This window comes from Nitrosomonas sp. (genome assembly GCF_040256045.1).
Lineage (GTDB): Bacteria > Pseudomonadota > Gammaproteobacteria > Burkholderiales > Nitrosomonadaceae > Nitrosomonas.
This window is the reverse complement of sequence record NZ_JBDZWD010000022.1, coordinates 17,466-37,060: the sequence shown is the minus strand read 5'-3', so window position 1 is coordinate 37,060 and position 19,595 is coordinate 17,466. Positions and strand designations below refer to the sequence as shown.

18 protein-coding genes are annotated in these 19,595 nt (G+C 50.4%); 7 read left to right on the top strand and 11 right to left on the bottom strand.

The features are described from left to right. Nucleotides 1-142 precede the first annotated feature (142 nt). The 4 genes from ABUL11_RS06040 (at nucleotide 143) to ABUL11_RS06025 (ending at nucleotide 3,766) form a co-directional block, all read left to right on the top strand. Nucleotides 143-340, top strand: coding sequence for a hypothetical protein (locus ABUL11_RS06040; protein ID WP_350282961.1), 198 nt, complete (start codon nucleotides 143-145; stop codon nucleotides 338-340). 72 nt (nucleotides 341-412) lie between these two features. Next, on the top strand, nucleotides 413-1,102 hold the full coding sequence (locus ABUL11_RS06035) for a DNA-3-methyladenine glycosylase I (RefSeq protein ID WP_350282960.1): 690 nt from the start codon (nucleotides 413-415) through the stop codon (nucleotides 1,100-1,102). Nucleotides 1,103-1,781: 679 nt separating this feature from the next. Beyond that, complete coding sequence (locus tag ABUL11_RS06030) at nucleotides 1,782-3,059, top strand: ammonium transporter (protein WP_350282959.1); 1,278 nt, start codon at nucleotides 1,782-1,784, stop codon at nucleotides 3,057-3,059. A 221-nt stretch (nucleotides 3,060-3,280) separates the two neighbouring features. Next, a complete protein-coding gene (locus ABUL11_RS06025; RefSeq protein WP_350282958.1) occupies nucleotides 3,281-3,766 on the top strand; it encodes a VOC family protein in 486 nt (161 codons plus the stop codon). Nucleotides 3,767-3,916: 150 nt separating this feature from the next. Here the strand turns inward: ABUL11_RS06025 and hemE are convergent, their stop codons facing one another. The 5 genes from hemE to ABUL11_RS06000 all read right to left on the bottom strand — a co-directional run bounded on the left by hemE (nucleotide 3,917) and on the right by ABUL11_RS06000 (nucleotide 10,369). Then, entirely contained in the window at nucleotides 3,917-4,984 is a 1,068-nt protein-coding gene (gene hemE / locus ABUL11_RS06020) for a uroporphyrinogen decarboxylase (protein ID WP_350282957.1), read from the bottom strand. Nucleotides 4,985-5,057: 73 nt separating this feature from the next. Continuing rightward, nucleotides 5,058-7,814 (bottom strand): valine--tRNA ligase, encoded by a 2,757-nt coding sequence (locus tag ABUL11_RS06015; protein ID WP_350282956.1) that lies wholly within the window; start codon nucleotides 7,812-7,814, stop codon nucleotides 5,058-5,060. Between the two features lie 137 nt (nucleotides 7,815-7,951). Next, nucleotides 7,952-8,362, bottom strand: a complete 411-nt coding sequence (locus ABUL11_RS06010; RefSeq protein ID WP_350282955.1) for a hypothetical protein — start codon at nucleotides 8,360-8,362, stop codon at nucleotides 7,952-7,954. A 69-nt stretch (nucleotides 8,363-8,431) separates the two neighbouring features. Beyond that, nucleotides 8,432-8,866 carry a DNA polymerase III subunit chi gene (locus tag ABUL11_RS06005; RefSeq protein ID WP_350282954.1) on the bottom strand — a complete coding sequence of 145 codons (435 nt, stop codon included), beginning with the start codon at nucleotides 8,864-8,866 and terminating at the stop codon, nucleotides 8,432-8,434. 9 nt (nucleotides 8,867-8,875) lie between these two features. Further along, nucleotides 8,876-10,369, bottom strand: coding sequence for a leucyl aminopeptidase (locus ABUL11_RS06000; RefSeq protein WP_350282953.1), 1,494 nt, complete (start codon nucleotides 10,367-10,369; stop codon nucleotides 8,876-8,878). A 254-nt stretch (nucleotides 10,370-10,623) separates the two neighbouring features. Between ABUL11_RS06000 and ABUL11_RS05995 the strand changes: the two genes are divergently transcribed. After that, complete coding sequence (locus ABUL11_RS05995; protein WP_350282952.1) at nucleotides 10,624-12,099, top strand: HDOD domain-containing protein; 1,476 nt, start codon at nucleotides 10,624-10,626, stop codon at nucleotides 12,097-12,099. 84 nt (nucleotides 12,100-12,183) lie between these two features. Beyond that, nucleotides 12,184-13,014, top strand: a complete 831-nt coding sequence (gene serB / locus ABUL11_RS05990) for a phosphoserine phosphatase SerB (RefSeq protein WP_350282951.1) — start codon at nucleotides 12,184-12,186, stop codon at nucleotides 13,012-13,014. Between the two features lie 59 nt (nucleotides 13,015-13,073). On the opposite strand, the gene ABUL11_RS05985 is transcribed toward serB, so the two are convergent. From ABUL11_RS05985 to tadA, 3 genes are all read right to left on the bottom strand, one after another. After that, nucleotides 13,074-14,684 carry an NAD-dependent malic enzyme gene (locus ABUL11_RS05985; protein WP_350282950.1) on the bottom strand — a complete coding sequence of 537 codons (1,611 nt, stop codon included), beginning with the start codon at nucleotides 14,682-14,684 and terminating at the stop codon, nucleotides 13,074-13,076. Nucleotides 14,685-14,750: 66 nt separating this feature from the next. Further along, complete coding sequence (locus ABUL11_RS05980; protein ID WP_350282949.1) at nucleotides 14,751-15,233, bottom strand: L,D-transpeptidase family protein; 483 nt, start codon at nucleotides 15,231-15,233, stop codon at nucleotides 14,751-14,753. Next, a complete protein-coding gene (tadA, locus tag ABUL11_RS05975; RefSeq protein ID WP_350282948.1) occupies nucleotides 15,230-15,733 on the bottom strand; it encodes a tRNA adenosine(34) deaminase TadA in 504 nt (167 codons plus the stop codon). The genes ABUL11_RS05980 and tadA overlap by 4 nt, the downstream gene beginning before the upstream one ends. Nucleotides 15,734-15,779: 46 nt before the next feature. Here tadA and prmB point away from each other — a divergent pair, with 46 nt between their 5' ends. Beyond that, nucleotides 15,780-16,718 (top strand): 50S ribosomal protein L3 N(5)-glutamine methyltransferase, encoded by a 939-nt coding sequence (gene prmB / locus ABUL11_RS05970; RefSeq protein ID WP_350282947.1) that lies wholly within the window; start codon nucleotides 15,780-15,782, stop codon nucleotides 16,716-16,718. On the opposite strand, the gene rluB is transcribed toward prmB, so the two are convergent. The 3 genes from rluB to dnaX are packed head-to-tail and all read right to left on the bottom strand — an operon-like array spanning nucleotide 16,693 to nucleotide 19,544. Continuing rightward, nucleotides 16,693-17,571, bottom strand: a complete 879-nt coding sequence (rluB, locus tag ABUL11_RS05965; protein ID WP_350282946.1) for a 23S rRNA pseudouridine(2605) synthase RluB — start codon at nucleotides 17,569-17,571, stop codon at nucleotides 16,693-16,695. The two genes, prmB and rluB, sit on opposite strands and share 26 nt — an antisense overlap. Nucleotides 17,572-17,626: 55 nt before the next feature. Beyond that, on the bottom strand, nucleotides 17,627-17,950 hold the full coding sequence (locus ABUL11_RS05960; protein ID WP_350282945.1) for a YbaB/EbfC family nucleoid-associated protein: 324 nt from the start codon (nucleotides 17,948-17,950) through the stop codon (nucleotides 17,627-17,629). Between the two features lie 16 nt (nucleotides 17,951-17,966). After that, entirely contained in the window at nucleotides 17,967-19,544 is a 1,578-nt protein-coding gene (gene dnaX, locus ABUL11_RS05955; protein WP_350282944.1) for a DNA polymerase III subunit gamma/tau, read from the bottom strand. Nucleotides 19,545-19,595: the final 51 nt, after the last annotated feature.

Here is a 19,595-nt window from a genome sequence, read left to right as displayed (position 1 = left end):
TGACCTGACTCGGTCGTTATCGACACTGGAAGTAAGGGAATCTCCACCTGGGTACTTTCAGGTTATTTCCTTCTCGCAATCCGTACTGTAAGGTATTGCAAATTCCACAAGATATTTGATTCTGAAACAAAATGAGACAAGCATGACCCCTAAGGAACCTCTGCACGAATCCCACATGGTCGCACACTGTGTTTTGCGGATAGAATGCAAGGCGAGTGAGGCAGTGAATGGCTGCTCCCTTCACAACGAACTCAACGCTGCAGTCCGTCTGCAAAACCAGTGCCCTGAAGGGTTGTGGCAAAATCACGCGCTCGCTGTGTCGCGCGCCTCGGCATCGTAGAATAACTACGACCTTCGTTGCGCTCCTTGCGATCATCATAATTTTGCCTACAATGCGGCTCATGGAGGATTCGTGCAGAGGTTCCTTAACTACCGCTGGCTTTACGATACAGTACGCAGGCGTTTTGAATCGGATGAAGCGATGGAAGCTTTCCTGCCCAAAGCGCTTACTCCTGAAGAATTAAAGCAGAAAGGCGATGATCGCTATCTTTCCGCCATGAGCCAGCGGGTATTTCAGGCCGGCATGCAACACTCGGTAGTCAATGCCAAGTGGCCTGCCTTTGAAGAAGCCTTCTGGGGCTTTGTACCTGAGACAATGGTGATGCTCAGCCCGGAACAGATCGAAGGCTATATGAAAAATAACCGAATCATCCGTCATTACACTAAACTGCAAACCATCCCCAGAAATGCTCAGTTTATTCTGGACATTCGCCAGGAACAGGGTTGCAGTTTTGGCGAGTTTATTGCTGACTGGCCGAGTGCTGACATTATCGGCTTATGGCATTTACTGGCCAAACGTGGCGCTCGGCTGGGCGGACGCTCGGCTGCCGGATTTTTACGTTTGGTCGGGAAGGATACTTTTTTATTGACCAGCGATGTGATTGCACGTCTGATCGCCGCAGGCATTATTGACCAGGAACCCACTAGTCAGCGCGATCGACAAATCGTACAGGATGCTTTCAATAAATTGCAGCAAGAGTCAGGAAGACTGTTATGTCAGCTATCAGCCATGCTGTCGCTGAGCATCAATCCGAGGTTTTAGTGAGAAATTCAAAACCTGGCATACATTGTCGGTAACCCTGCGCACTGGTAGAGAGATGATGCAGCTCGCCAGTATGAATTCGATATCAAGATCACAGTAGCCGCCCACCCACCATTCACAAGGAAGGCTTGGTGGTTGGCATACGGAGCCCACCCGGTAGTCCTTACGATATGACCACAACTGGCTCAAGTCATTGAGCAGATCACCCGCCTGACCTGCCGACCCCCCCGTACATCATAAAATTCCACCCCCCAGCACTTCGTGATAGGGGAAAACAGATTGTTCAGGACGAACTAATTCTCAATATTCTTTATTAACCATATTGAATTCAGGGCTATTAAGGTTCACACTGCCGGAGCGACTGAATAAATATCGTATAAGAGCTGTAAATGGAGACTGAAAATTAATTCCTGATTGTAGTGAATAGATACGGAGTTAGACAGCCTCTGACAAAACAGCCACACAATTATTTATTTATGAGCGCTCAAGCTTCGCCGGACCTGGTAATAACAACAGAAATCAGAATCAGGTTTTCGCTTATTTATGCGGAAAATATTCCTGCTCAATGAACTGATCAAATGAGGTTGATCCCAGCCCTGCAGCTGTATCAACCAGAATCCGGCGGGCACATACGCGGGGTGACCCGGATAACTCAATCTAAGATATAGGGAGTCAAAAAATGAGTAAACACCTATGTTTCACTGCGTTCAGTTCAATCGCTCTGTTTCTGTTGTGTTTCAGCGGTTGGGCAAGCGCAGCTGCTCCTGCAGAGATCAACGAAGCGCGTCTGGTAGCACAATATAATTACTCTATAAACATTCTGGCCATGTTGCTGGTTGGTTTCGGTTTTTTAATGGTTTTCGTACGAAGGTACGGGTTTAGTGCAACTACCGGCACCTATCTGGTCGTTGCCACCGGACTTCCACTCTATATTCTTTTACGCGCAAACGGGATTTTCGGGCACGCATTGACGCCCCACTCCGTTGATGCAGTAATCTATGCGGAGTTTGCCGTGGCTACGGGGCTGATTGCCATGGGAGCAGTACTCGGGCGTTTACGAGTTTTTCAATACGCATTACTGGCATTGTTTATCGTGCCGGTTTATCTGCTGAATGAGTGGCTGGTACTGGATAATGCATCAGGGTTGACTGAAGGATTCCAGGATTCTGCCGGATCGATTGCCATCCATGCTTTCGGTGCATATTTTGGTTTAGGAGTCTCTATTGCTCTGACTACTGCAGCGCAGCGGGCTCAACCGATCGAATCGGATGCGACTTCGGATCGCTTTTCAATGCTGGGGTCAATGGTACTGTGGCTTTTCTGGCCGAGCTTTGCGACTGCAATCGTACCATTCGAACAGATGCCCCAAACCATAGTCAACACGTTGCTTGCTTTATGTGGCGCCACACTTGCCACCTATTTCCTGAGCGCATTGTTTCACAAAGGGAAAGCATCCATAGTAGATATGGCCAATGCAGCACTCGCTGGAGGGGTGGCGATCGGGTCGGTCTGTAACATCGTCGGACCAGTGGGTGCTTTTGTGATCGGTTTGCTGGGTGGTGCCATCTCTGTCGTGGGTTTCGTGTTTATTCAGCCCATGCTGGAATCCAAAGCCAAGACGATAGATACCTGCGGGGTACACAATCTGCATGGATTACCAGGGTTATTGGGCGGATTCAGTGCGATCCTGGTGGTGCCAGGTATTGCTGTGGCCCAGTTGACAGGTATCGGTATCACACTTGCACTGGCTTTGATTGGTGGTGTGATTGCCGGAGTACTGATCAGACTAACCGGTACAACGAAACAAGCTTATGAGGACAGTCATGAATTTATCCATCTTGCAGGACCTGAAGATGAACATAAAGCTGAAAGACTGGTGTTAGAGGCAAAAACTGAAATACAAGGACTGAAAAATCGTATCGATGCTGCTGCATTGAGCGCCAAGTCAGAAGGATAGATCTTCTGTTGTCCATGAGTCTTTGGTGTTTCAGTTTCTGACAAATGGGGGCAGGTCGTGAATCAGGAAAAATCAGTATCCATGTCCGGCCCCCTTCTTTTAGAATTTTCAAACGCGCTTTATCAAGCTGACGCGCTTGATTCAGGCATTAAAGCGCCAATACGAGGTGCAGTGTCCCCCCGCCGAAATGGCGCAATTTCTGATCTCGATGGAGGAATAACATGACAATACCAGCAAAAAATACGGTTTGCCTTTGGTACGACGATTGCGCCGAAGATGCAGCACGGTTTTACGCCGATACCTTCCCCGATTCATTCGTCGGTGCAGTACATCACGCACCAGGAGATTTTCCGTCAGGAAAGAAAGGGGATGTACTGACTGTCGAATTTACTGTGATGGGCATCCCGTGCATCGGGCTCAATGGCGGACCAGTGTTCACCCACAGCGAAGCGTTTTCGTTTCAGGTCGCAACTACTGACCAGGCTGAAACAGATCGTTACTGGAATGCAATCGTCGGCAATGGCGGCCAGGAAAGTGAATGTGGCTGGTGTAAGGATAAGTGGGGGCTAAGCTGGCAGATAACACCGATTGTCCTGATAAATGCAATCACCCATCCTGATCCTGCTGCTGCCAAGCGTGCATTCGATGCGATGATGCAGATGAGAAAAATCGATATTGCCACAATCGAAGCAGCACTTCGCGGTTGAAAGACGGGCAGTCTGCTCAGGTGCGCACATACGACAAATAGCTTAATTTCGGGCTGCTTCTTCGGAAGAGCGCTTCGGCAATTAACGGGCCATCAGCTTCTGACAACCCGCTTGATACAGACATATCATCAGCTAACCTGATGATTTTTATCAATCAGTGTGATAACGCACACTTTGCGCATGAACTGCTTCAATCAATGCCAGTGCATTTTCAGGCGGGGTGAATTGTGAAATACCATGTCCCAGGTTAAATATGTGGCCATGGCCATGGCCGTAACTTGCCAGTATCTTCCCGGCTTCAGCAGCAATCACCTCCGGTGAGGAAAACAGCACGGCCGGATCCAAGTTCCCCTGCAAAGCGACTTTATCCTGGGTACGACGACGGGCTTCGCCGATATCGATCGTCCAATCCAGCCCGATTGCATCGCAACCGCTGGCCATGATGGACTCCAGCCATAATCCGCCACCCTTGGTAAACAGGATATTCGGAATACGATTACCGTCATGTTCACGTTTGAGGCCATCCAGAATCTGGTTCATGTAGCGTAAGGAAAACTCCTGATAAGCAGCATGAGACAATGCCCCCCCCCAACTGTCGAAGATCATTACGGCCTGCGCACCCGCTTCGATCTGGGCATTCAGATAGGCAGTAACCGCCTGTGCCGTCACACCCAGAATATGATGCAGCAGATCCGGGCGTGCATACAGCATGGTTTTAATCTGACGGAAGTCACTGCTGCCCGCGCCTTCCACCATATAGCACGCTAATGTGAATGGACTGCCTGAGAACCCGATCAGTGGAACCTGATTATTCAGCGCTTTGCGGATCTGTCTGACAGCGTCCGTCACATAGCGCAAATGGGTATCGGGGTCAGGCACGATCAACGAACGAATTTCCCATTCCTCGCGTAAGGGGCGTTCGAAACGCGGCCCTTCTCCATCTGCAAAATATAACCCCAACCCCATCGCATCCGGGATCGTCAAAATATCAGAAAATAGAATTGCGGCATCGAGCGAAAATCTGGCCAGAGGTTGTAATGTCACTTCCGTGGCAAAGTCAGGATTCTTGCAAAGCGATAGAAAATTGCCTGCCCGCGCACGGGTCTGGTTGTATTCCGGCAGATAACGGCCAGCCTGACGCATCATCCAGACAGGGGTATAGTCTACAGGCTGTCGCAGCAGGGCACGGATGAAGGTATCGTTTTCTAATTTGGTCATAGTGCTATTTAAATTCCCGGAAATGATTAAGCAGTGGAACAGAAGTCATAGCGATCTCGCTACATGGATAGCGTCAACCCAGTTTATGCAGTTGCTGGTCGAGTTTCTCCAGAGTGGCACTGAACGTGGCCAGCCGTTCTTTTTCCTGCAGCACCACCTTTTCTGGCGCACGCTGAAGAAAATCAGGATTATCCAGTTTCGTTCTGGCCTTGCCAATTTCGAGCGTCAACCGTTGCATTTCCTTGTTGAGACGTTCACGCTCGGCAGCGACATCCACCTCGATTTTCAGCATCAGCCTGAATTCACCCGTAATGGCAACCGGTGCGTCGGTATCCGGCAATCTGTCCGGCAGGATAGTCACTTCAGACAACCTGACCAGTGCCAGCAGATAAGGTGAAAAATCTGCCAGCCGGGAAGGATCACCTTCTATCAGCAGTGGCACTCGCTCTGCTGGTGACAGTTTCATTTCCCCGCGCAGCGTACGGCAGGCGTTGACGATTTCCTTGAGCAGTTGAATATCGGCTGCAGCCTGCCCATCCATACGCGCTGGATCCGCTTGCGGATAAGGCTGGTGCATGATGCTGGTGCTGGTTTTACCTGCGAGGGGTGCAACCGCCTGCCAGAGTTCCTCGGTAATGAACGGAATGATCGGATGTGCCAGCCGCAGTGCTGCTTCCAGTACACGCACCAGTGTACGACGAGTGGCACGCTGACGCGCTTCATCTGCGCTGCTCAACTGCACTTTCGCCAGTTCTACATACCAGTCGCAGTATTCATCCCAGACGAATTCGTACATCTCGCGCGCGGCAAGGTCAAAACGGTATTCATCAAAAGCCTGTACCACACTCTGCTCAGCCTGCTGCAAACGACCAACGATCCATTTATCCGCTTGTGAGAAATTCAGCGGCAGAGTTTCATCCAGACCTGTGTCTTTGCCCTCACAGTTCATCAGTACGAAGCGGGTAGCGTTCCACAGTTTGTTGCAGAAATTGCGATATCCTTCACAACGCTGCAGATCAAACTTGATGTCACGACCATGTGAAGCCAAGCTGGCAAACGTAAAACGCAGCGCATCGGTCCCGAATGCGGGAATCCCTTGTGAAAACTGCTTGCGGGTAGCTTTTTCGATGGACTCCGCCTGTTTGGGGTTCATCAGGCCGGTAGTACGTTTTCTGATCAGTTCCGCCAGTGAGACACCATCGATCAAATCGAGCGGGTCGAGCACGTTACCCTTGGATTTGCTCATTTTCTGGCCTTCCGCATCGCGGATCAGGCCGGTAATGTATACCTCCCGGAAAGGTACCTCGCCGGTGAAATGCAGAGACATCATCACCATACGAGCCACCCAGAAGAAGATGATGTCGAATCCTGTCACCAGCACTGATCCGGGCAGAAAAGTCTTGAGCTCGGAGGTCTGCTCCGGCCAGCCCAGTGTCGAGAAGGGCCACAACGCTGAAGAAAACCAGGTATCGAGCACATCTTCATCCTGCCGGAGGATTTCCTTACCAGACAGTTTTCTGGCTTCTTCCAGATCATGTGCAACAGTCACGTTGCCATCCTCATCGTACCAGGCCGGTATCCTGTGCCCCCACCACAGCTGGCGCGAAATACACCAATCCTGGATATTTTCCAGCCACTGATTGTAGACATGCGTCCAGTTCTCCGGCACGAACCTGACCTTGCCGCTTGCAACCACCGCCAGGCCCTGTTTGGCCAGACCTTCCATCGCCAGATACCACTGATCGGTCAACATCGGTTCAATGACGGTATGGGTACGATCTCCACGCGGAACCATCAGTTTATGCGGACGAGTTTCGATCAGCAGCCCCTGTGCCTGAAGATCGGCAATTACTTTCTTTCTGGCATCGAAACGATCCAACCCTTGAAACTCTGCTGGAGCATTGTCATTGATCCTGCCATCCAGTGTAAAAACATTGAGCGGGATCAATTTGTGCCGCAATCCGACCTGATAGTCGTTGAAATCATGTGCCGGGGTAATTTTTACGCAACCGGTACCAAAAGCAGGATCAACATAACTATCTGCGATGATCGGGATCGTGCGTTCGGACAGCGGCAAACGCAAATGACGTCCGATCAGGTGACGATAACGCTCGTCTTCCGGATGAACCGCAACCGCCATATCCCCCAGCATGGTTTCCGGGCGGGTAGTGGCAACGACCAATCCCTGATGCTCACTACCTCCTTCTTGTTGTTCGAAAGGATAAAGGATATGCCAGAGCGAACCCTGTTCTTCAACCGAAACCACTTCCAGATCCGAGACTGCTGTCTGCAGTACCGGATCCCAGTTGACCAGCCGCTTGCCGCGATAGATCAGCCCTTCCCGGTAAAGGCGCACGAATACCTCGGTCACTGCACGGGAAAGTGTTTCATCCATGGTAAACCGTTCGCGCGACCAGTCACAGGAAGTACCCATACGCCGCATCTGGCGGGTAATCGTGGAGCCTGATTCCTCCTTCCATTGCCAGACTCGCTCGAGAAAGGCTTCACGCCCCATCTGACGGCGATCCTTGCCTTCCTGATCCAATTGCCGTTCAACCACGATTTGTGTGGCAATTCCGGCATGATCGGTACCCGGTTGCCATAATGTGTTGTCACCCAGCATGCGGTGATAGCGAATGAGTGCATCCATCAGGGTATGCTGGAAAGCATGTCCCATATGCAGCGTACCGGTAACATTGGGCGGCGGCAGCATGATGCAGTAGGCATTCGCCTCCTCAGAACCAGCCGGGCTGAAATAGCCGGCCGTCTCCCAAGTCGAATACCAGCGGGTTTCTATCTCTTTTGGATCAAAGCTTTTTGCAAGTTCCATGGTGATCAGGTAATTGAGAAAATGCTGAAAAAAGAGCGCCAGACAAGACGTAGAAGGCAGTTGTCTTTCAGAATTTCCTAAGGCGAACCGGTAGAATAAAACCGGTCATTATAACCAATGAAGGCGGGATGAATGGCTTAAAGATTCTTGGGTAGCCGTTTTCCCAATGCTTGTATCAGGGTAAGTCGCTCAGCAGGGTCAAGATGGATGGAAGTTTCTCTCAATGCTGCATCAAAGGCAAAATACAGCAGCTCGGAGATTTCTGATTGTGACGGCCATTCGTCCAGCGTGAGTGTCACCTGCTCGGTCAGAACGGGAATCCCGTCAGCCTCGGTCAATACATCGTCATTATCCCGGGATATTTCAACGGGTCCGACTTCGGCAGGCAGCATTTCCCTGGGATCATCCAATTTTGCAGCAGTCTGTTCCGACGATTGCATGAGGGAAGATTGTTCACGCCGATGCCGGTGCAACATCGAATCCACTTTACCCAGCAGAAGTGTATCTTCTTCCAGTTCTGCAAAGATATCAGGCTGATCATCAGTCACCAGATTGCCCCCCGGCGAATAGGAAATGTAAAGCCCGAAGAGCAAACATTTCGCATCATCAGAAACCTGTCAATTTCCATCAATCCGATGATGGCGAACGTCATGCCCCTGTTCCTGGTAACGCCGGTAGCGTTTGCGCGCCAGCTGTTTACCATCCGCTGTTTCATCAACAATTTCTACCACTCGGGAAAATTGTTCAAATCCTGGCGGCATATCCGCGTCCAGATTGAGTAATATATCAAAATGGTCGACTTCCATTAATGCAGGTGGGATATTCATGATTACTGGTGTCACTTTTGCCAGCTTGTTATCCATTCGGCAGTGTGGCACGAAGCCCGTGGGTGAAAACGCCCAGAGCAACTTATCAAACTGGCCGGCCACGCGTTCATCCGGAACATGGACGACGGTTCTCAATCCCTGCTGCACTGCTTTTGCACACAAGCGACAAGCTATCAGCAACCTGTCTGCCGCCCCGGTGTAAAAATCGATCTGTGTCACACTCACTTTTGGAAGTTAGTGTTTCTTTGCACGATTGATCAGGAACTGAGTCAACAATGGAACCGGACGCCCGGTAGCCCCTTTTTCCTTACCGGATTTCCAGGCTGTACCGGCAATGTCCAAGTGTGCCCAGCGAAATTTCTTGGTAAAACGTGACAGAAAGCATGCAGCAGTGATAGCGCCTCCCCAGCGGCTGCCAATATTGGCGGTATCGGCAAAATTACTCTTGAGCTGTTCCTGGTACTCGTCATACAACGGCAGATGCCAGGCACGATCATGAGTTTGCTCACCCGCCTGAAGCAGCTCCTGTACAAGTGGCTCATCGTTACCCATTACTCCGGATACCACATGCCCCAGCGCAACCACACAAGCACCTGTCAAAGTTGCAATGTCCACCACGACTTCCGGATCGTAACGTTCCGTGTAGGCCAGAGCATCACACAGAATCAGTCGTCCTTCGGCGTCGGTATTGAGTATTTCGATCGTCTGACCGGAAAGGCTGGTAACGACATCGCCCGGTTTGGTTGCATTGCCTCCCGGTAAATTTTCAGTAGTCGGGATAACACCGATCACATTGATCGGCAACTTCAGTTCTGCCACGGCTGTCAGCGTGCCGAATACACTTGCAGCGCCACCCATGTCATATTTCATCTCATCCATTTCAGCAGCCGGTTTCAGTGAAATACCACCTGCATCGAACGTTACACCTTTACCGACCAGAGCAATCGGTTTTTCCGAATCTTTTCCACCGTGGTATTCCAGCACGATCAGCTTGGCCGGCTGGTGGCTGCCGCGCGCTACCGCCAGCAATGCACCCATGCCCAGTTCTTCCATGTCTTTTTCTTCCAGTACGGAGAATTTAAGATTGAACGTTCTGGCCATTTCTTCAGCCTGTCCAGCCAGATAGGAAGGGGTACAGATATTGGGAGCAAGATTGCCCAGATCCTTAGTCACTTTCATGCCGTGCGCAATGGCCAGCCCTTGCTGCAATGCCGTTTCTGCCGCTGCTGATGTAGATATGTCGGTAATATCAATATCTACTTTGGCCAGGGATGGCTGATGTTCCTCGAGCTTACTCTTGAGGCGATCGAAGTGATATACACTTTCTTCAGCCAGAAGAACCGTCTGCAACACGTTCCAGGCAATATCTCTCCCTTTGACGGGAAGTTCAGTCAGATACAGGCTGGCATCCTTCGCACTAGTCGACTGCAGCGCTTTAAATGCCGTACGTACAGCACTTAGAAATACTTTTTCCCCGAATTCCTCTTCCTTACCCAGCCCGATCAGTAATACACGCTTACTGTCGATACCAGGGATGCCATGCAGTAACAATGCCGTACTTACTCTGCCTTCCATATCTCCTTGATCCACGATCCTGCCAAGGTAGCCTTTGCTTGCTTCATCCAACACTCTGGCTGCTTCAGTCAACTTATGGGATTCAAATACTCCGACAACGATACAGTCACCTTGGTATTTCTCCGGACTATCGGATTTGATTGCGAAGTCCATGTGTTTATTGCTCCTGTTTTATTTGTTTATTTTTGAATGGATACCAATTGGACTATGGCTACACTTCTGCTTCCCAATCAAAAACTGAACTTCCTGCCATATTCCGGAATCTTGCTTGCGACATTCAACAAAAATGAGTTTGATTAATAGCTCTTCTCCAGTGTTTTCATGGAATTATATCGGGTAGAATGACTGTTCTCGAAAATCTAGAATGAATAAGCAGGTTATCTGTTCACCACCTGAGAAAAAGATGTATGAAAGAAAATTTGCTTGAGCAATTACGGTTTTGTACAAATCTGCCCAGCTTACCTTCTATTGTGCTGAAAATCATCGATCTGGCGGGCGACGCAGACGCCAGTCTTACGCAGATAAATCATTATATCTCGCTCGATCCTGCACTTGCCGCCAAAATTATCAAAACCGCCAACTCTCCGCTGTATAAATCCAGATATCCAGTCAGTAACATCAGTCAGGCGACCGGTATTCTGGGAACATACGGTGTGATTACGATAGCATTATCTTTCTCGCTTGCCGATTCTCTGGTAAAACAATCTGGAAAAAAGCTGGGCATGGCCGACAGCAACATCTTCTGGCGTCGTTCGATCACCTCAGCCCTAGCCAGTCGTGCTCTGGGCGAACGCTTGGGAATGGGCAGGATGCTGGATAATCTGTTCCTCGCAGGATTACTGCAGGATATCGGTATTCTCGCTTTCCACGCGCTTCTGCCCGAAGACTATCCTTCAGTCTTTTCGCTTGCAGACAATCATAATGCCCTTCTTGCGGCTGAACGCAAAGCATTCGGCGTAGGACATGATGAACTGGGTGCCGCATTGCTCGAATACTGGAAGTTTCCCGATTATGTACCTACCGCCTGCCGCTATAGCCATACTGCACCGGAAAAACCCAATGCCGGGATCAACGAATGTGTCGCTACCTCCGGATATGTTACGGATTATTTTCTCTCACAAGACAGGAAAGAAAAAATTGATGAAATAACCCACATGGCAGAAGCTTATCTTGGCCTCGACGGACATGCATTGATAGAAATTCTGGAAACCATGCAGAATGAGTTGCGGCATGTAGAAGATTTGTTCGAAATCACCATTCTCAACCCGGTTCATCTCAATAGCATCGTTACCGAAGCCAGAGAGTTACTGATAGTACACGCCACCATCCAGATTCGTGAACTCGGGGATAAAATCCAGCATGATGGTCTGACAGGTGCGCACAACCGGGCTTTCTTCGATGAAACATTTCAGCATGAATTTCAGCTTTCGATTCAACAGGGATCACCACTTTCCCTGGCAATGATCGATATCGACAATTACAAGATCTTCAACGATACCTACGGACATGTTGCAGGAGATGGCGTACTGGTTACGATTGCCAGGGTTATTACCGAACAGATCCGTCAAATGGATATCCTCTGCCGCTATGGCGGTGATGAGTTTGCTCTGATTTTGCCCGGAACCACCCTCTCGGCAGCGCGACATATCCTGGCGAGGATAATGGAAAGTATTGCAGCCATTTCCTACAAGCCAAATGAGATAAGTACCATTCATATCACGACTTCCATCGGTCTGGCCGTCAACATAGACAAGGAAAAATCGTTCTCAACTTACAGAGAAATGCTGGAAGCTGCCGACCGGGCTTTATATGCTGCCAAGCATGCAGGTCGCAACCGGATTGCTGAATGGAACCCGTCGCTTACATCACCTTTGAAAACCTGATCGTATCTCCCCCAGCATTTATATGGTACGACATTCCATGTATAGTGCCTGCATTCGTCACTTACTCAAAATAAAATAATACTCATGAACCTCATCATTCAAGGAAACGACATTCAGAACAATGATTTACGTTCCATAGCAAAACTTGCAGAAGCCAGCCGGATCGATCGTATCACTGGAGAAGCCTTCCGGCTGCTGAATGCTCAACCCCATCCGGATATAGCAGAATATTGTAAAGAAGCCAGTCTGGATCATGCTTTCGTCCCATCAGGTAAAAAATTGACTGATTTCGGTCTGATCGCCATGGATATGGATTCGACATTGCTTGCCATCGAATCTATTGATGAAATTGCCGACATGCACAATGTCAAACCGCAAGTTTCTGCTATCACCCAAAGCACCATGCGCGGGGAAATCAGTTTCGCTGAAAGCCTCACTCGCCGCACCGCTCTGCTCGAAGGATTGCCCGAAGAAGCACTGCAGAAAGTTTACGACGAGCGTGTCCGACTGAGCCCCGGTGCCGAGAAAATGCTCCAGTGTATGCAATCTGCAGGTATCAAAACCATGGTGATCTCGGGTGGCTACACCTTTTTTACCGATCGGATAAAAAACCGTCTCAGTCTGGATTATGCATTTGCCAATACTTTCGAAGTACAGGATGGCAAACTGACCGGACGCGTGCTGGGTAATATCATCGGTGCATCCGGCAAGGGAGAAATCCTGAAGCGGATACGGGATGAACTCGGGCTGAGTAAAGATCAGGTCATTGCCGTCGGAGATGGGGCCAATGATCTGAAGATGCTGGAAGAATCGGGTATCGGCATCGCTTTCCATGCAAAGCCCATATTACGTGAAAAAGCGACTTTCTCCCTCAATCATGTCGGACTCGACGGTATCGTCAACCTGTTCGAGTAATCAGGTAATCTGATCGCCCCCCGTTTTACAGTTGTAATCCGGGGTGGAGGGTTTCTGTTTCAATAACCAGGTTCATACATCAGGGTGCGTACATACATTTCCAGATCATCGGGGAGGTCTACGCCAGCCAATTCTTCCTGACGAGCCATCTGACAAACCTTGATGGCGATTCTTTGTGAAACGTCGCGCACCCGGGAAATATCCGGATAAATCGATCCACGTTCGATTTCTTCAGGTAACACACAATTCGCCAGTTCTTCAGCCGTTGCTAGAAACATGCGCTCAATCACCAGACGTGCATGGCTGGCTACCACCCCCAGTCCGATTCCGGGATAGATATATACATTATTTCCCTGCGCCGGGTAACGGGTTCGTCCTCCCCACGTTACCGGAGCAAACGGACTCCCACTTGCAAAAACAGCCCGCCCGTCACTCCACCGGTACGCCTGTTCAGCAGTACATTCCGTATGTGAGGTTGGATTGGAAAGCGCAATGATCACCGGGTGTTCCTGATATCGTGCTATTTGGCGAATCACGATCTCATCGAATGCTCCGGCAGTTCCCGTCGCACCGATCAGCACATCCGGCCGAATGGCGACAATCGCATCCACGAAATCCATTGCTGCATGCCCACTGGCAAAGGACCGGATACGTGGTTTAATAGCTTCCCGTGCGGTTACCACCAAGCCCTGCCTGTCCACGAAACTGATTCTGGAATGGGCTTCAGCTTCACTCAACCCAGCCCTCATGAATGCTGACAGTAGCAGTTCAGCGACCCCGGTTGCGGCCGAACCCGTTCCCAGCAGCATGATTTTCAGATCAGCAAACACTTTGTGCGTAATACGGCAGGAAGCATAAATACCCGCCAGCGTAACCGCAGCCGTCCCTTGAATATCGTCATTGAAACATCGAACCGACCCAGCATAACGATCCAGCAACCTGAATGCATTCTGACTGCTGAAATCCTCGAACTGAATCAATGCATCCGGAAATTTATCCTGCACGGCCGCCACGAATTCATCCACCAGTGACAAATAATCCTGACCGGTCAGCCGTGGATGGGGATAACCCAGATATAGTGGATCCTCCCGCAACCCCTGATTGCTGGTACCGACATCCAGCATGACTGGCATACAGTGCTCGGGACGAATGCCAGCGCAAGCTACATATAAAGCCATTTTTCCGATTGGTATTCCCATACCGTTTGCACCCAGATCTCCAAGCCCGAGAATGCGCTCGCCATCTGTGACGACAATGATTCGCACATCATTCTCCGGCCAGTTCTCAAGCAGAGACAGGATTTTTCCCCGATCTTCCGGAGTAATGTAAAACCCCTGCGGTTTTCTGAAAATCTGCGTGAACTTCATGCAAGCCTCACCCACGGTAGGCGTATATACCAGGGGCATGATTTCACCAATATGGTCGATCAGCGTGCGATAAAATAGCCGCTGGTTCCGTTCGAGCAAATCGTTCAGATATCCGTATTTTTCGATATTGCTGTTCTTACTCCGTAGATTGGCCAGTACCCGTTGCTGCTGTCTCCCGATATCCGTCACGTTATACGGCAGCAGTCCCTGCAGGCCACAACGTTTACGTTCCTCCCGGGTGAAAGCGGTGGATTTGTTTTGTACAGGATCATTCAGTAATGCTTGACCTCGCAACGGCTTCATCTTATTTTCCCCACCAGGCTATTGATGTCAACATTGTTCTTCTGATTGCCTGCTTCTCTCCAGGCTTCATCCGGCATCGATCTCAACCGGGGTACCGGCAGGCACCCGTTCAAACAGATCGAGCAGATCATGGTTATGCATCCGTATGCAGCCGATCGATCCGGGTTTGCCCATCTCGGCATTATCAGGACTACCGTGAATATAGATATAACGCCGCATGGTATCGACCGACCCCAGGCGATTGAACCCCGCTTCACATCCCGAAAGCCACAGGATGCGTGTCAGAATCCAATCACGGTTCGGGTTGCTGGCAGCCAGTTCAGGTGTATAAATCTCTCCAGTGGGACGTCGCCGGACAAATACGGTATTGACCGGTGCGCCCTGTCCGATTTTGGCACGAATGATATGTTTCCCCAATGGGGTGCAGTAACTGCCATGCTCCTGCCCGGTGCCATTTTTTGCGGAAGAAATCGAATAACGCCTGACAATCTGTCCTGTAGCATCCCGCAGAATCATTTGTTGCAGTGAAATATCGACGATGATTTTCATGATGTATTCCGCTGTTTGGTACTGCGCTTTGCGATGAAAAACTGTTTCAGCAAAGTACCTGCTTCATCGGCCAATACTCCCCGACTCACCATCAGATGGTGATTGATCCGGGTATCGGCAGGCAAATCGAGCAGGCTGCCACATACGCCAGTCTTAGGATCATCCGCCGCGTAAACCAGCCGCGTGACTCTGGCATGAAACATCGCCCCAATACACATCACGCAGGGCTCTAGTGTGACATACAACGTACACCCCGGCAGGCGATAATTCCCCACCTTGCCGGCAGCATCGCGCAGCGCTCTGATTTCAGCATGCGCTGTCGGATCCCCAGTCGTAATCGGGCAATTGTACCCGTACCCTACGATCCGGCCCTCTCTGACCATTACCGCACCGACCGGCACTTCTCCCATAGCATCTGCCATACGGGCAAGATCAAGTGCCTGGCGCATGAAATACTCGTCTTCCGTTTGAACCGGTACCCGAACTCCCTGTATTTTCATTAGTTCTTTTATGCTAAATTGCCTGCAGATAACCTCGAATCGAACCATGCACCCTACCAGACAACTAAACGATACTCCTGGTGACACTCCCATCCGCCAGGCAGCAGAGGAATTACATACTTTGCGCGATCTGCTGCGATTCGCAGTAAGTTATTTCAACCGCTCCGATCTTTTCCTGGGGCATGGTCTGCCGACCGCCTATGATGAAGCTGCTTATCTGATTCTGCATACCCTGCATCTGAACGCCGATCAACTGGAGCCATTTATGGATGCCACGCTGACCCGCAATGAACGTGACCAGATTCTTCGCATCATTGAACGACGCGTGAATGAAAAAATCCCGGTGGCCTATCTAGCGCACGAAGCCTGGCTGGGCGACTTCAATTTCTACGTCGATGAACGGGTCATCATACCGCGTTCATTCATTGCCGAGCTGCTGCAAGATCGCCTCACCCCTTGGATAATGGATCCATACGACATCAGCACCGCACTTGATCTGTGTACCGGCTCCGGCTGCCTCGCCATTTTATTGGCACATGCCTTCGAGCAAGCACAAATCGATGCAGTAGATATTTCCTCCGATGCGCTGGATGTTGCATCCATCAATGTCAGAAACTATGACCTGATGAATCGAATCAGCCTGATCCAGTCAGATCTTTTTACAGAGCTGCAAGGTAAGCAATACGATCTGATCATCAGTAATCCCCCTTACGTCAACGCTGCATCCATGGCCATGCTGCCTGAAGAGTACCATCACGAACCTTCTGTTGCACTTGCCGGGGGGTCGGACGGGCTGGATATCATTCGCCGGATTTTCACAGAAGCAGCGCGTCATTTGACCGAAGACGGGCTGCTGATCGTAGAAATCGGCCATAATCAGGCCGAAGTCGAACGAGCATTTCCCCAACTGTCTTGTACCTGGCTGGAGACCAGTTCCGGAGATCAGTTCGTTCTCATGGTCAGGCGCGGCGACCTGCTTGTGTAGAAGGGGATTTATCCGGAATTCCGGTACTTGGTTGGCTGACCAGCTTCAATAACTGCTCTACTTCTGTATTCATCAGCTCGATCCACATACCGCGTTTGAGTCGGGGCGGCAGATTGACAGGACCAAACCTGACACGGATCAGGCGGCTGACTGTCAATCCCAGTGCTTCGAACATCCGGCGTACTTCACGGTTTCTGCCTTCTTTCAGCATGATGCGATACCAGCGGTTCGTTCCCGTTCCGCCTTCATCAAGCAACTGCTCGAATTTTGCCAGACCATCTTCCAGTTCAATACCGGTAGTGAGGCGAGTAATCTGTTCCGGGGTCAGTTCGCCGACGATACGTACTGCGTACTCCCGCTCCATCTGGTAACGCGGATGCATCAGGTAATTAGCCAGGGTACCGTCCGTCGTAAAAATCAGCAGCCCGCTGGTATTGAAATCCAGCCTGCCTATCGCTATCCATTTGGAAGATCGTACGTGCGGCAGGTTGTCGAATACCGACGGTCGCCCCTGGGGATCACGCACACTGACGATCTCACCTTCCGGCTTATGATAAATGACAACTCGTGGTAAAAGCGTGGCGAGCCTGAATCGGATAATTTTTCCGTCTATCCGTATCATGTCCCCAAGTCCGGCACGATCACCAGGTTTTGCCGTCACTCCATTGATACTCACGCGCCCGGCAGCGATCATGTCTTCGATTTCCCGGCGTGAACCCAGTCCGTTACGTGCCAGCAGCTTTTGCAGCCTGCTGGTTTCAATCGCGGCAGGCGTAGCACCGGATTGTTTCGAGGAGGAAAATGCCCTGCGTGTATGCCGGGGTTTATGGTTCTTCAGCCGGTCAGCCGACATGACGATGAATCCTGTGTTTGAGCCGGCCCGTCAGGAATACGTGACCAGATTTCGTTCAGAAAGGAAATTTCATTCCTGCGGGTAATCCCAGACCGCTGGCCACACTCGCCATTTTTTCCTGGGTTACGGTTTCCACCCGGCGCACTGCGTCATTCATGGCGGCGGCCACCAGATCCTCCAGCATTTCCTTATCATCACCGATCAGGCTGCTATCGATATTGACCCGTTTCACATCATAACGACAGGTCATGGTCACTTTGACCATTCCTGCTCCCGCCTGGCCTTCTACCTCTATCGCCGCCAGCTTTTCCTGCATGGCCTTCATATTTTCCTGCATCTGCTGGGCCTGCTTCATCAGATTACCCAAATTGGCTTTCATCAATTTAAAATCTCCGTTAATCGATCGGTTTAATGGAAGAAACATTTAATCTGGCATCGAACTGTTCGATCAGTTCCTGCACGTAGGGATCTGATTCAATCGCTTCAACTGCCCTGGATTGCTTGGCAAGTCTGTCACGATCCTGCAACGTAGCCGAAGTTACGCCGGTAATACTACCCTGGGAAAAAATCACTTCGACCGGTTTGCCAAAGTGATTTTCAAGCTGAAATCTCAATCTGTCCTGGTAGGATTTTTCCAGCAGATGTTTATGCATTTCTGCAACATATAACTCGATTCTGCTTTCTGAAAAAGACTTTGCCTCACTGTATTGCGCCAGCATTCGTGTCATCCCGCTCAGTTTGAGCTGGTTCACCAGTGCAAGCCAAGCTTCGTTTGGAGAGTGATCTGACACTGGCTTCGCTTCCCCGTGGCAGGGCGGCGCTTCAACTTTCACTCCACGCGTGCAATCCGTACCGGTATCTGTATGCACTTTGCCAGGTCGCCGGGAATCCGGCATAAAAGCCAGCATCCGCATCAGTGTCATGGTAAAACCACTGTATTCATCCGGAGCATGGGCAAGATCAGCGCGTCCGTGCAGTACAATCTGATAAAACAGTTGGATATCCTCGGAACTGAACCGTTTTGTTAATGCAAGCAGTCTGTCACTGTCCGGTTGTGTTTCATCGAGCATCTGTGGGATGATCTGTGCTGTTGCCAGACGGTGAAGCAATGCTGCCAGATCCTGCAAAGCCTGGTCGAACGATACACTCGCCGCTTCCAGCCGATCTGCAATGGCAAATATCATTGCGCCATTCTGCTCTGCCAGTGCTTCCAGCAATGCAAATATATGATCCTGATCCAGCACCCCCAGCATCGCACGGATATTTGATTCATTCACTACGCTATTACCGAATGCAATAGCCTGATCGAGCAAACTCAGCGCATCACGCAAACTGCCTTTTGCAGCCTGTGCCAGCAATCTCAAACCAGCAATCTCTGCTGGAATTCCCTCCATGGAGAGAATCTCAGTCAGGCGCCCTACAATCAGAGAAGGAGGTATCTGCTTCAGATTGAACTGCAGGCAACGTGACAACACGGTAACAGGAATCTTCTGGGGGTCAGTAGTAGCAAGAATGAATTTGACGTGTTCTGGCGGCTCCTCCAGAGTTTTAAGCATTGCATTGAATGCTGATCTGGAAAGCATGTGGACTTCGTCAATTAGGTAAACCTTGTAGCGCGCGGCAACCGGTGCATACGGCGCATTATCCAGCAGTTCCCGCATGGCATCCACTTGGGTATTAGAGGCCGCATCCAGCTCGATCAAATCAATGAAATTCCCCTGGTCGATCGCCATACAGACTGCACATTTCCCGCAAGGCGCAGCGGTGACCCCTTGCTCACAATTCAGCGCCTTCGTCAGTATTCTAGCTACTGTTGTCTTGCCAACCCCACGTGTACCGGTAAACAGATAGGCATGATGCAGCCGATTCTGTTCCATTGAGTTGATCAGCGCCTTGACAACATGTTCTTGTCCGACCAGCTCTGAAAAATCTTTGGGGCGCCACTTGCGGGCAAGTACCTGAGAATCCGTCAAGGTTTTCTATCGAAAAGATGATTATTGCGATCAGGATATGGCGAAGCTGCC